12 protein-coding genes are annotated in these 12,325 nt (G+C 73.7%); 4 read left to right on the top strand and 8 right to left on the bottom strand.

Going from position 1 to position 12,325, the window contains the following annotated elements; all coding sequences use genetic code 11:
* Nucleotides 1-124 precede the first annotated feature (124 nt).
* The gene (locus OHA81_RS28860; RefSeq protein WP_329200705.1) at nt 125-1,018 is read left to right on the top strand and encodes a LysR family transcriptional regulator; all 894 of its coding nucleotides are present in this window, start codon (nt 125-127) and stop codon (nt 1,016-1,018) included.
* 91 nt (nt 1,019-1,109) lie between these two features.
* Nucleotides 1,110-2,330: a putative Ig domain-containing protein gene (locus OHA81_RS28855; protein ID WP_329200704.1), complete on the top strand. Its 1,221-nt coding sequence runs from the start codon at nt 1,110-1,112 to the stop codon at nt 2,328-2,330.
* Here the strand turns inward: OHA81_RS28855 and OHA81_RS28850 are convergent.
* The 3 genes from OHA81_RS28850 to OHA81_RS28840 form a co-directional block, all read right to left on the bottom strand.
* Complete coding sequence (locus tag OHA81_RS28850) at nt 2,317-2,931, bottom strand: DUF3592 domain-containing protein (RefSeq protein ID WP_329200703.1); 615 nt, start codon at nt 2,929-2,931, stop codon at nt 2,317-2,319. The two genes, OHA81_RS28855 and OHA81_RS28850, sit on opposite strands and share 14 nt — an antisense overlap.
* 205 nt (nt 2,932-3,136) lie before the next feature.
* On the bottom strand, nt 3,137-3,991 hold the full coding sequence (locus OHA81_RS28845) for a DMT family transporter (RefSeq protein ID WP_329200701.1): 855 nt from the start codon (nt 3,989-3,991) through the stop codon (nt 3,137-3,139).
* A gap of 66 nt (nt 3,992-4,057) precedes the next feature.
* Nucleotides 4,058-4,912, bottom strand: a complete 855-nt coding sequence (locus tag OHA81_RS28840; RefSeq protein WP_329200699.1) for an MmyB family transcriptional regulator — start codon at nt 4,910-4,912, stop codon at nt 4,058-4,060.
* 239 nt (nt 4,913-5,151) lie between these two features.
* Here OHA81_RS28840 and OHA81_RS28835 point away from each other — a divergent pair, with 239 nt between their 5' ends.
* Together OHA81_RS28835 and OHA81_RS28830 are read left to right on the top strand one after the other, a co-directional pair.
* Nucleotides 5,152-6,525: an MFS transporter gene (locus tag OHA81_RS28835; protein WP_329202593.1), complete on the top strand. Its 1,374-nt coding sequence runs from the start codon at nt 5,152-5,154 to the stop codon at nt 6,523-6,525.
* A gap of 181 nt (nt 6,526-6,706) precedes the next feature.
* Entirely contained in the window at nt 6,707-7,453 is a 747-nt protein-coding gene (locus OHA81_RS28830; RefSeq protein ID WP_329200697.1) for a hypothetical protein, read from the top strand.
* 17 nt (nt 7,454-7,470) lie between these two features.
* On the opposite strand, the gene OHA81_RS28825 is transcribed toward OHA81_RS28830, so the two are convergent.
* The 5 genes from OHA81_RS28825 to OHA81_RS28805 form a co-directional block, all read right to left on the bottom strand.
* Entirely contained in the window at nt 7,471-7,866 is a 396-nt protein-coding gene (locus tag OHA81_RS28825; RefSeq protein ID WP_329200696.1) for a DUF2267 domain-containing protein, read from the bottom strand.
* Between the two features lie 151 nt (nt 7,867-8,017).
* On the bottom strand, nt 8,018-8,701 hold the full coding sequence (locus OHA81_RS28820) for an esterase/lipase family protein (protein WP_329200694.1): 684 nt from the start codon (nt 8,699-8,701) through the stop codon (nt 8,018-8,020).
* 194 nt (nt 8,702-8,895) lie between these two features.
* Nucleotides 8,896-9,405 (bottom strand): hypothetical protein, encoded by a 510-nt coding sequence (locus OHA81_RS28815; RefSeq protein WP_329200692.1) that lies wholly within the window; start codon nt 9,403-9,405, stop codon nt 8,896-8,898.
* Complete coding sequence (locus OHA81_RS28810; protein WP_329202591.1) at nt 9,402-10,655, bottom strand: molybdopterin-dependent oxidoreductase; 1,254 nt, start codon at nt 10,653-10,655, stop codon at nt 9,402-9,404. Before OHA81_RS28810 ends, OHA81_RS28815 begins: the two co-directional genes overlap by 4 nt.
* A gap of 580 nt (nt 10,656-11,235) precedes the next feature.
* Nucleotides 11,236-12,102: a helix-turn-helix domain-containing protein gene (locus OHA81_RS28805; protein ID WP_329200690.1), complete on the bottom strand. Its 867-nt coding sequence runs from the start codon at nt 12,100-12,102 to the stop codon at nt 11,236-11,238.
* Between the last annotated feature and the right edge of the window lie 223 nt (nt 12,103-12,325).

Genomic DNA, 12,325 nt, shown 5'->3' with positions numbered 1-12,325 from the left:
CCCGCGGGCATGCCGCGCCGGCATACCCGGCCGCCCCTCCCTGTATGAACGACCGCCGATGGCACGGCAGTTGTTCACGCGACTGGCACTTACGAGTGCGGCCGCACGCGGTTACCGTCCGGTCATGACCCCCACACTCGTACAGTTGCGCTACCTCGTCGCCGTCGCCGACTGCCGGTCCATCACCGGCGCCGCTTCCTCGGTCTTCGTCGCCCAGTCCGCACTGTCGCGTGCCGTCCAGGCCATGGAACGCGATCTGGGCGTGGAGCTCCTCGCCCGCCGGGGAAGGGGGGTGGACCTCACACCGGAGGGGGCCCGGGTCGTCCGGCTGGCCCGTACGGTCCTCAACGCCGTGGACGCCATAGACGACATAGGCAACCCCCACGGGAAGGGCGCACGGGCCGCCCTGACCCTCGTCACGACCCCCACCCTCGCCCTCGATCTGGCCACCGACCTGGTCACCGCCTTCACCGAACGGCATCCGACCGTGGACGTCCGGGTCCGCCAGCACGACAGCAGAGAGGCGCTGACCGCCGAAGTCGGCAACGGGCGTTCGGAGCTGGCGCTGGTCGACCTGCCCGTCGACAAGGAGTTCTCGGCCCATTTCATCCAGGAGCGGGAGGTGGTGCTCATCTCGCCGATCGGCTCCCGCCTGCCGCAGCCCCTTCCGTTCCGCCTGCTCGACGGCCTGCCGATGGTGCTGCCCACCCCGGGGACCGGCCGGCGCACCGAGATGGAGGCCATGTTCAGCTGCCTGGGCGTGCGGCCCGTACCGTGTCTGGAAGTGGATGAGCGCCTCGCGTGGGTGACGGGCGTGACCGACGGGCGCGGCTCCGTGATCTGGTACCGCGACGTGGTGTCGAGGGCGTTCGGCAGCCGGGCCGAGATCCGCTCGTTCACCCCGCCCCTGCTGCGCCCCGTGGGCATCGCGCACGCCCGCCGGCCGCTGAGCCGGGCGGCCCGCGCCTTCATCGCGCACGCCGTGCACGATGCGCCCGTACGGGAACCCGTGCGCTGACGGAAGGAATGCCCGCCCGGCATCGAACGATGCGCGAACGGTGGGCCGTTGGGCCTGGCGCCCCTTGCCGACACACCCTCACATGGGGCGCATGCCACGACTCCTCACGCCCCGCCTGGCCGCCGCCGCCCTCGCGACCGCGGCCGTCGCCACGATCCTGCCGTCCGCCGCCTGGATGAGCAGCGCCACCGCCACGGCGGCGGCCGCGCCCCCGGCGCCGGAGAAGAAGTGCACGCTCCCCGGCGGTCTCACCGAGCTCAGCGGTCTCGCCATGAGTCACAAACACCCGGGTGTCTTCTACGCCGTCAACGACAGCGGCAACACCAACCAGGTCTTCGCCATCGACTGCGGCTCCACCACCGGCCGGCTCGCGGCCACCTTCACGGTCTCCGGCGTCGGCAACACCGACTGGGAGGCGCTGGCGATCGGCAAGGACGCCTCGGGCGGCCCCGCGATCCTCGTCGGCGACATCGGGGACAACCTCGCCGGCCGCGCAGAAATCACGGTGCACTCCTTCGCCGAACCCGACCAGCTGGCCAACGCCACGGTGACGCCGGTGACCTACCGCTTCGCGTACGCCGACGGCAGGCACGACGCCGAGTCGCTGCTCGCCGACCCCGTCTCCGGGCGGCTCTACGTGGCGAGCAAGGTCATCGGCGCGGCGGGCCGGCTGTACCAGGCCCCGCTGCCTCCGGTGACCGGGCAGCTCAACACCCTCACCGCGGTCCGGCCGGGCCCGGTGTTCGCCACCGACGGCGCGTTCTCCCCGACGGGGACCTCGTACACCCTGCGCAGCGGCGGGCCGCTGGGCGCCAACACCGCCACCGTGTACGACGCGGCGGGGGGCAAGCTCGCGGACGTCGCCCTGCCCGCGCAGTCGCAAGGCGAGACGGTGACGTACGCGGACTGCTCCGACCTGCTCGTCGGCTCGGAGAACGACACGCAGATCTGGCGGGTACCGCTGCCGCCGGAGGCAGCGCCGGGCTGTGGTTCCGACCCGACCCCCACTCCCACGCCGACCCCCACTCCCACCCCGACCCCGACGCCCGATGGCTTGAAGTTCCCCAGCCCCGGTCCGCAGACGTGCAAGTTCAACCAGTCCTGCACCATCCGGTTGACCGCCACCGGCGGGAAGCCCCCCGTCCGGTACTCCGCCTCCGGTCTTCCGTGGGGCCTGGCCCTCGACCCGGCGTCGGGGCGCGTCTCGGGCAAACCCTGGAGCAGCGGCACGGTCACGGTCACCGCGAGCGCCACCGATTCCACCGGGGCCGCCGCCGGTACGGCCTTCGCCCTGGCCGTCAACTGGTTCTGAGACGGTCCGAGGGCCCCTCCGGGGCCCGCTTCGCCCAGGCGATCACCGTACTGAGGCCGAGCAGGGCGGCGGCCCAGGCAGCGGGCTTCCAGGGCGTGGTCCGCCCCTCCAGCTCCGCGGAGACCCGTTGCGCGGGATCGTAGGCGACCTCGACCCGGTCGCCGACCTCCGCCACGGCCCGGTCCTCCTTCAACTCGGCCGGGTAGCCGCCCGGGCAGCCGAGGACGAAGCGGTACACCGTCCGCGTGGGCGGAGCGCCTTCACCGGCGGAGTGCTGCACCTTGGTGTGCACCTCCCGCACGGCGCAGGTGGCGGTGGCCGGCCGGGCAGCCGCCTGGTCGGCGGCCGCCACCGTCAGGAGCATCCCCAGGGACAGCAGCAGCGCCCCGAAGAACCCGCCGCTGCCTCCGACCAGCACGGCGTACGCCGCGCAGCAGCCGAGGACCAGTACGGCGCCGCCCACCAGCGCGACGGCGCCCGAGGGCGCCGAGGAGCCCCCGTAGCACCAGCTCGCCCACCCGTACACACCGCCGGCGGCCACCCACGGCAGTACCGCCGTACCGGCCCGCCGAACCCGCCGGCCACCGTCATGCACCCCCACCACCCCCACCCATTGGGACGCCCCCGCCCCACCCCCGGTTGCCCCGGAGCACAGGCGCGCGGGGATTTCGTGGCGCATGCGCGGACACTCGACCGCCGCCACGCTGACACGGGCCGCCGGTTCGCCGTCCCGATGGTCTCCACCGTCCGCCGCGTCGCCCACGTCAGGCCCGGGCCGGGCGAGCGGGCCGGTGACCCCGCGGCCCTCAGTCGGCGCTCGCGCCGGCCCGGGCCAGAGCGAGCACCCCGGCGCAGATCAGGGCCACGCCCAGCAGTTGGGGGAGCAGCCACCAGTGGGTGCGCAGGTGTTCCTCGTACAGCAGCACCCCCAGCGCGACGCTCACGCCCGCGTCGCCGAGGGTCAAGGCGGGCTGCGACGCGACCAGCGGGCCGCCCTGCATGGCGTGTTCGAGGAACAGCAGGGCGCAGATGCCGGTCGCGCCGAAGGCGTAGGTCTCCCAGGTCGTCAGGAACGCGACGACGCCGTGCTCGTCGAGCACCCGCACGGCCGACTTCATCAGCGCGGCCGTGAGCGCGTAGCAGACGGCGGTGGCCGCGCCGAGGCACCCGGCCCGCATCCGGCCGGGCGGCCGCCGCAGTCCGACCACCGCGAGCACCGCCACCGCCAGCGCGCACGCCGCCATGGCCGGCGCCCAGCGGTCGACCGGGACATGCGTGTGCTGCCCGGCCGGTGATGCGGCCACCAGTACGATCGCGAGCCCGGCCACCACGCCCGCCACGGCGAGCCACATCCGGCCCGGCAGCCGGCTCCGCGCGACCATCGAGGCGATCAGCAGCGCGAGCGGAAGCTCCAGTACGAACAGCGGCTGCACCAGGGACAGCGCGCCCGTGGCCAGCGCCGCGGCCTGCCCGACGCCGGCCGCGATCACCGCGAGGATCCCGGCGATCCACACCGGCCGCCGCAGCAGATCGCGGATCAGGCCGAACCGCAGGCCCCGGCCCTGGGGGACGGTGAGCGCCGCCCGCCGCTGCAGCACGGTCGCGAGCGCGTTGCTGAGCGCCGCGAACAGCGCGAAGAGGACCGGCAGTACGAAACCCATGGCCCGATCCTCACCGCACGCGCCGGCGCACCGCGCCCGCGACACGTCCGCGCCGCGGCCCGTACCTCAGGCCGGGACGAGCGACAGGGACCGCAGGCGTTCGAGACGCTCCCGGGTCTCCTCGTCCAGCGGTACGTAGGTGACCAGCCGCGGTCCCGCCGCCGGACCCAGCCACAGGTTGGTGTGTTCCAGGTGCAACAGCCCCACGTGGCGGTTGCGGATGTACTTCGACTTCCCGCCCTGGCCGACCACCTCGTGCCGCGCCCAGATCTCCCTGAACTCGGGCGACGCCGCTTCCAGCCGCGCCAGCAGCGCCTTCCAGGCCGGCTCGGCCAGGTGCTCGGCCATCGAGGCCCGGAACTTCGCGGCCATCAGCCGGTTCGTCTCCGGCAGTTCCACCACGGCGTCCCGCCAGTCCTGGTCGGTGAAGGCCAGCCACAGGCAGTTGCGGTCCTCGGGCGCCACCCGGTCGAGGTCGCACAGCAGCTGCCCGTACGTCCGGTTGTACGCGAGGATGTCGTACCGGCTGTTCTGTACGGCGGCCGGGATCGGGTCCAGCTGGTCGAGCATCGCCCGCAGGGCCGGCGTCACGCTCGGGCAGGGCGTGAGCGGCGCCGGATCGACACCGCCGGCCAGGGCGAACAGGTGCGCGCGTTCGCTGCGGTCCAGCAGCAGGGCACGGGCGAGCGCGTCGAGCACCTGCGGGGACACCTGGATCTCGCGCGCCTGCTCCAGCCACGTGTACCAGGTGACGCCGACGGCGGCGAGCTGCGCGACCTCCTCGCGGCGCAGTCCGGGGGTGCGACGGCGGCGGCCCCGTACGAGGCCCACCTGCTCGGGGGTGATCCGCTCCCGGCGGCTGCGCAGGAAGTCCGCCAGTTCGTGCCGGCGCATGTCGCTTTCGGGGGCCACAGTGGTCATGGTTCCAGGGTGCCGCACCTCGCATCCCCTTGCCAGGTACTGCTGGTACCAGGATAAGGAGACTCTGGTACCAGGCTGAGCGCGGGTGGATCGTCTTCCTCGTGAGCGAAGCAACGAACACGACCCAAGCGACCCGAGCGACCCTGCGGCGCGCCGACCCCTCGCCCCCTCGGCTCCCCTCGGGCCCGGCCACCACCACGGGCACCACCTCCGTCCCCGTCGTCCGCCACGAAGCGGCGCTGGGGGCCCTCGGGCTGTTCACCGTGCTGCTGGGCGCGGCCCTCCCACTGATCGACTTCTTCATCGTCAACGTGGCGCTGCCGGCCATCGACAGCGACCTCGCCGCCGGCCCCGCCCTGCTGGAACTGATCGTCGGCGGCTACGGAGTCACGTACGCCGTACTGCTCGTCCTCGGCGGCCGCCTCGGCGACACGATCGGACGCCGCCGGCTGTTCCTGGCCGGTATGGCCGCCTTCGGCGTCACGTCGCTGGCCTGCGGCCTGGCGCCCACCGCCTGGACGCTGGTCGCGGCGCGGGTGGCGCAGGGGGCGTCGGCGGCGCTCATGCTGCCGCAGGTCCTCGCCACCATCCAGGCCACCACGCAGGGGCCGCGCCGGGCCCGCGCCATGAGCCTCTACGGTGCGACCGCGGGGCTGTCGATGGTCGCCGGGCAGATCCTCGGCGGCGTGCTGGTCGCCGCCGACGTGGCCGGTTCCGGCTGGCGTTCGGTGTTCCTCGTGAACGTCCCGGTCGTGCTGGCGGGGCTGGTGCTGGCCGTCCGCGCCGTTCCGGAGACCCGGTCGAACCGGCCCGCCACGGTCGACGTACCGGGAACGCTGCTGCTGGCGCTCTCCCTCGTGTCCCTGCTGCTGCCGCTGACCGAGGGCCGGGCGGCCGGATGGCCCCTGTGGACGTGGGTCTCGCTGGCTGTCTTCCCGCCTGCGGCCGTGGCCTTCTACCTGACCGAGCGCCGTGCCGACCGCCTCGGGCGGACCCCGTTGGTCCCGCCGAGCCTGCTGCGGCTGGAATCGCTGCGACGCGGCCTGATGATGGTGGTGCCGTTCTCGATCGGGTTCAGCGGGTTCATGTTCGTCATCGCGGTGTCGCTCCAGCAGGGGCTGCGGATGGGGCCGGTGCCGGCGGGGCTCGCGCTGGTGCCGATGGCGCTCGCCTTCTTCTCGGCCTCGCTGGCCGGACCGCGGTTGATCGGCCGTTACGGCAGCCGGGTCGTCACCGTCGGCGGGGTACTCCAAGCCCTCGGCATCGGCCTGCTGTTGCTGGCGGTCCGGGGCGACTGGCCCGAGCTCGGGCTCCTCGCCCTGGCGCCGGGTGTCGCGGTGGCGGGTCTCGGCCAGGGTCTCCAACTGCCCGTACTGATGCGTTTGATGCTTTCGGACGTACCGGCCGACCGGGCCGGTGTGGGCAGCGGGGTGATGGTGACCACGCAGCAGTCGGCGCTGGCCCTCGGCGTCGCGACCCTGGGCAGCCTGTTCCTCGCGCTGACGGAGTCGGTGGGGATGCGGGACGCCGTCATGACGACCCTGCTGGTCCAACTCGGCCTGATCGCGGTGACGGTACTGCTCAGCCTCCGCCTCCCGCGCGTCATGCGGTGACGGGGGCGGCGGCCGCGGCGAAGCCCCTACGGGCGCTCGGGGTCGGCCTCGCCACCGGGTCAACCTGTCCGTGTTTACCGGTCGGTGCGGGAAGCGTGGTGCGGGTTTCGGGTAAAGAACGGCTTGCGTCTGGGTAGCATCCGGAAGCACCACCGTGAGGTATGAGGAAAGTGAGCCGCACATGGCCGACGAGCCTGTCACCACGCCCATCCACGACCTGTACGCGCAGCGGTTCGCCGCCGATCTCGAAACCAACCGCAAGGAACAGGCGGACCTGACCGCGCAGATCGAGGAACTCGAAGCACGCCTGAGGCAACTCAAGTCGGACGAGAACTGGCTCTGCGGAGTACAGGGCGTACTTCCCCCCGCCGGCGCCGTGGAGGCCACGGTCGCGGCCTCGCCCGCGACGGACGCCACGGGCGCCGTTCCTCGGCCCCGCCGGGCGAAGAAGAGCACGGGCGGCGCGGCGCGGGCGAAGAAGGACTCCGGCGCTGCCGTACCCGCCGCGGAAGCCAAGGCCGCCGTCCGCAAGCCGGCCGCCCGCAAACCCGCTGCCCGCAAGGCGGCCGCCCGCAAGCCCGATGCCGCCCTGCCCGGCACCAGGAAGCCGGCCGGGGCGGAGGAACCCCCGCTGCGCGAACTCGTCCACGCCCTCCTGGTGCAGGCCGCCGAACCCCGCATGGTGAGCGAGGTCACCGCCGATCTGGCGCGGGCGCACGCCGGCCGCAAGGCCTCCGGTCAAGTGGTCCGCAACACCCTGGAAGGACTCGTCAAGAAGGGGCAGGTGGAGAAGGAACACCGTCAGGGTTCGGTGATGTACACCGCCGTCCGGCCCTCCGCGCAGGGGGTGGTGTCCGAGGCGGGCGCCGACGCCGAAGCCGGCACGGTTCCCGCCACGGACACCGCCGCTGCCACCGCCGCGCCTTAGTCGACGGGCGGCCCTCGTCAGACCGGTTCGGGGAGGCCGAACAGCAGCGCGTACCCGGGCGGCAGCTGGGCGAGCGCGCGCTGGAGAACGTCCGCGTCGACGACGTCGGCCACGGTACTGAGGACCGCGCCGCTGTCCCAGTGCGCGGTGTCGGGGGTCGCGCCCTCGATCAGGAGCGCGACCGCTTCCGCGAACTCCGGCGGCCCCAGTGGTGAGGTCGCCGGGACCGCGTCGAGGAGGGGCGGCGAGCAGGGGGCGGGGAGCTGGGCGGCGAGTTCCTCGCGCTCGCCGTCCGCCAGGTGGCCGCCCAGGGTGGCCAGCACCGCCCGGGTGGAGCGCTCGGCTTCACGTGCGGTCGGATATTGGCCGCGTTCTTGGACCTGGGCCAGGTACTCGTCCCATGCGATGGCCACGGTGGGCCTCCTCGTCTTCGTCCTGTTTCGTGCTCGCTTACAGGGCGAGCCTGCCCCGGACGGCCCGCCGCAGCCTCCGGGCAGCACGTGCATCTGGGCCGGGTCCGCGGGATCCCACCCGTTCGGTGGTGAACCGCCGGTCGATGACCGCTCAGCCGACGTGGGCCCTGACCTCCTCGTAGACCCTGGCGTCGGCGGGGAAGGCCGTGTGCTGCACGCATCCGGTCTCGGTGTTCACCGCGCCGTCGAGGGCGACGGAGCTGCTGTCGGGGCTGATGATGCTGTCGCACTTCGACCACCACGTGGCGTAGCGGGGTGAGCCAGGGGTCTCGTCACCGGCGTTGAGCTCGCCCAGGAAGCGCGACCCGGGGCGCATCTCGACGCAGGACGCGCCGCCGCACAGCATTGCGGCGCCCGTGCCGTGGTTGGGGCCGGCGAGGGAGACCCACGCGTCGACCTTGTGCTCGCCTCCGAGGTTCTTGAGGTAGTAGCGGGAGGAGAGGGAGCCCATGGAATGCGTGACCAGGTCGACCTTGGCGGCGCCGGTGGCTGCGAGGACGCGGTCGATCTCGTCGGCGAGCTGGTGGGCGGTCGTGACGTTGGACTGGGAGGTGGGGTAGCTCCACTGGTCCAGGCGGCCGGCCGGCCAGCCGTCCGAGCGGAAGCGGTCGGCCATGGTGTTCCAGGTGGAACCGTCGCTGTTCCAGCCGTGTACGAAGACGATCGGATCGGGCCCGCCGGCAGCCGGTGCCGTCGCCACGGCGGCAGCCTGGGGGATGAACGCGGCGAAGGCGAGTGCAGCGGCGGGCAGGGCCCGCAGGAGGTTGGGGTTCACGCCGCCAGGTTGTAGCGGAGCCACCCGTCCCGGTCACCGGCTCCGGCCGACCCCCTCACCCGACTGGACGCCGTCTTTCACCCGAGGAACGTTTCGCCGCGGGCCGGTCCCCGGCTCGTCGCCCGGATCCTGCGCCGCCTCACGGCGCGTACCGGCCCGTACCTGCCTGCGCATGCCCGCGCCGGCGCCCGCGCTCAGCGGCGTCGGCGCCGCGGCCACCGCGGCGTGCTGCGGGCCTGACGCCGGCGGCGCGCCGCCCGTGCAGGCCGCGCCGCGTGCCACCTGCGGGCCAGGAGGACCGCTGCCGAGGCGGCGAAGAGGGCTGCGGTGATCAGCAGCCAGCGTCCCAGGAAGCCGTCGGCCGGGAGCCCGGTGGCCGCGGTGTAGTGGCCGACCCGGCGCAGGATCAGCGGCCACCAGACCAGCAGCAGGAGCCCCGAGACGAAGGCCGGGACGCGTACGTGGTTCACGTCCGGCCACGGCGCACCCGGAAGCTGCGCGGCCCGGTCGAGCACGGAGTACAGGGGGAGCAGCACGAGGTCGTGCACGAGCGCCGCCCCGACGAACCACAGGGCCACGCCCACGGTGTCCCCCTCGAGCAGGCGCACGCCCGCGTGGGCGGTGAGGGCGAAGGAGGCCAGTACGAGCAGCAGGTGCAGCGGGGAGGCTCCGTAGCACCGGCGGAACGAGGTCGCACCGCTCATGCCGGCTCTCCGAAGGTGAGGCGGGTGACCCATTTGGTGTTGTTGACGCCGGGGGCGCCGGGGACGATGACGCGGGCCGGGTAGCCGTGGTCGGGCGAGAGGACTGCCCCGTTGACGCGCAAGGCGAGGAGCGAGCGGTGGTCGCGCACCTGGTTGTCCCGCAGGGCCACCGAGCTGAACGACCCTCCTCGCTGCACCGATTCCACCAGGACCTGCGGGGCCTGCGTGCCCGGCCCGACCAGTGCCGCCAGAGCAGTGAGCCGTACCCCGCTCCACAACTGGTCGGAGGTGGACCACCCCTCGACGCAGGCGATGGGCAGGGCCGCCTCGTTCTGCTCCATGGCCAGCAGATCCTCCCGGGTCAGCACCACCTGGCGGCCCGGGCCGCGTACGGTCAGCCGCCAGGCGGGGCCGATGTCACTGGGCCGGATGCCGACGGAAGCCGCGGTCTTGTTGATCTGGAAGCCGTTCGGCCCGGAGCCGGGGTCCAGGCCGTGCGGGGCGAGCAGCGCGGTGCGGCGCCACCGGCCGCCCACGCTCTGCCCGGCCGTCACCGCGAACAGCGCCAGGGAACCGAGCCCGACCATGCCGACGGCCCCGCGGCGGGAGATGGTCGCCGCCGCCGGCCGGGGTGAGACCAGCCCGGCCGCCTCCGGGGTACCGGCCGCCGGCCGCGCGCCCGGGGCGCGTACGGCGCGGACCGCTCGCGGCAGCCGCGAGGCGACGTGCACGGCGAAGGCACCGATGAACACCCACGCTCCGTAGAAGTGCAGGGTGTAGAAGGAGCCCGGGAAGATGTAGTGCAGTTGCACGTTGAGGATGCCGGTGGCGAACTCGAAGCCCGCGCCGCCCACCAGCAGGAGCAGTGACAGGCGCTCGATGCCGTGGCTCACCGACCGCACGGGCGGCCATTCGAACAGTTTGGGGATGACCGACCAGAGCTTCGCCAACAGCACCGGAACGAGCACGATCCCGAGGACGACGTGCAGGCCCTGGGTCAGCCGGTAGAGCCAGTGCGGCGAGGTCGGCCAGGAGAACAGGTAGAAGCCGAGCCATCCCTTGTCCGGAGTCTGGTCGTTGACCGGCGCCAGATCCGGGTTGTACGCCGCGTACGACAGCAGGCCCGTCACGAACAGGAGGATGACTCCGACCAGCAGCACGAGCCCGAACACGGCTGTCAGCCACGGTCCCCGCAGCGGGCTGCGCCAGAATTCGGGACGCGCGGGTCCCGGCGGCGGGGCAGCGGGCAACCGGACCGCGGGTGCGCGCCGCGGCCTGGGGGCGGGCCCGGGGCGGCCCTGCCCGTCGTCGTTCGCCTCCACCGGGACCACCTCCGCGCACGCGCTCGCCGACCGTCGGGGAGACGATCTCGCACGGGAGGCCCCTCCGGGCCGGTGACACGCCCTCCGGGGCCGCACGGTGGCGCCGCGACCCCCGACCGGCCACCACTGCGGCGCGGCGCGGCCGCTCCCCCTCCGACCGCACCGACCGCGCCGACCGCGCCGACCGGAGCCCGGCGCGGCCCCCTCCCCCGCGCCGGGCTCCGGTGCGCAGTGGCCCCGGTCCGCGCCGGGCCACGGTCCGCGGTGGCCCCGCTCCCCGTCAGCGGCCGTCCGGTCCACCGCCCTCCCGGCGCCTGCGGCGACGTTGGCCGAGGGCCCCCGCCACAGCGATCAAGCCTCCTGTGAGCGCGCCGGACACCAGGATGCGCAGCAGGTTCTCCATCGAGTACTCCCCCTCAGAGCCGTGGGTGCGGGTGCCTGACCGGCTACGAACGGGGACACTACCGACGTGCGGGCGGCCTGGCTTGGACGAATGTGACCTCGCCCCTCACAGCGCGACGGCTCCCTCCGCCACCCGGGCGGCGGCCATCCGGGCGGGAGTGGTCCCGGCCAGGTCCCGGAACTCCCGGTTGAGGTGGGCCTGGTCGTAGAAACCACAGGTGGCGGTGACTTCCGCGAGGTTCACGCCCTCGCGGGCGAGCAGCCCCGCGGCCCGGTGGAAGCGCAGCACGCGGGCCGACGTCTTGGGCGTCAGGCCGATCTGTTCGGTGAACCGGCGTACCAGGTGGCCCCGGCTCCATCCGACTTCCGCCGCGATCCGGGCGACCGGTACCGCACCGCCGGCGCGGGAGAGCAGTCGCCAGGCGTGGCCCACCTCGGGAGCGGGGTCCGGGCCGCGTTCGATCCGGGCCGCCAGCGCGTCGTCCAGCAGGTCGAACCGGGCCTGCCAGCTGCCGGCGGCCGCCAACCGCTCCACCAGCACCCCGCCTTCGGGGCCGAGGACGTCGCCGAGGCCGGCCACCCTGTTGGTCAACTCGCTCATCGGCACGGCGAACAGCCGGTAGGCGCCCAGTGGGGTCAATTCGAGCCGGATCGCCTCCTGGCCACCAGGGTGGTCACACACCCGGGGCCCGTCCTCCAGCCCGGCGACCAGCGAGCCGGTCACCGCGCTGCCCCGACCCGCCTCCCCCAGCCGGCGGACCTGGGCGAACGGCTCCCCCAGACTGATCAGCACGACCGCCCGGCCCGTGGGAACCAGCCGCACCCGGTACGGCGCGGCCGCCGCCTCCCAGTAGCCCGCGTAGCTGTGCAGGAACGGGCGCAACCTGGCCGGCCACGGCCGGGTCACCCGCCACCGGTCCCCCACCCGGGTCATCTCGACGCCCGGGCCGGCCGTGCCCGTCCTCGACGCCATCCGCACGTCCTCTCCCCTCCCCCTCCGGCGCCGACGGCGTCAGCGCCGGAGGGACTCCCGCACCACTGCATGGTCGAGGCATCAGCCTAGACATGTCACGTACCTGCGGGACCGGGTTGCGCCGGTGGGCCCGAGGCCCTGTCAAGGGGCGTATTCGTGGGACTTTCCGGCCTTCGCGCCGGTCACGGACAGTGGCCCCAGTCGTCGTTGATCGACCGATCCG

This window comes from Streptomyces sp. NBC_00667 (assembly GCF_036226825.1).
Lineage (GTDB): Bacteria > Actinomycetota > Actinomycetes > Streptomycetales > Streptomycetaceae > Streptomyces.
The sequence above is the reverse complement of the archived record's forward strand: the minus strand, read 5'-3'. Positions and strand labels throughout refer to the sequence as shown.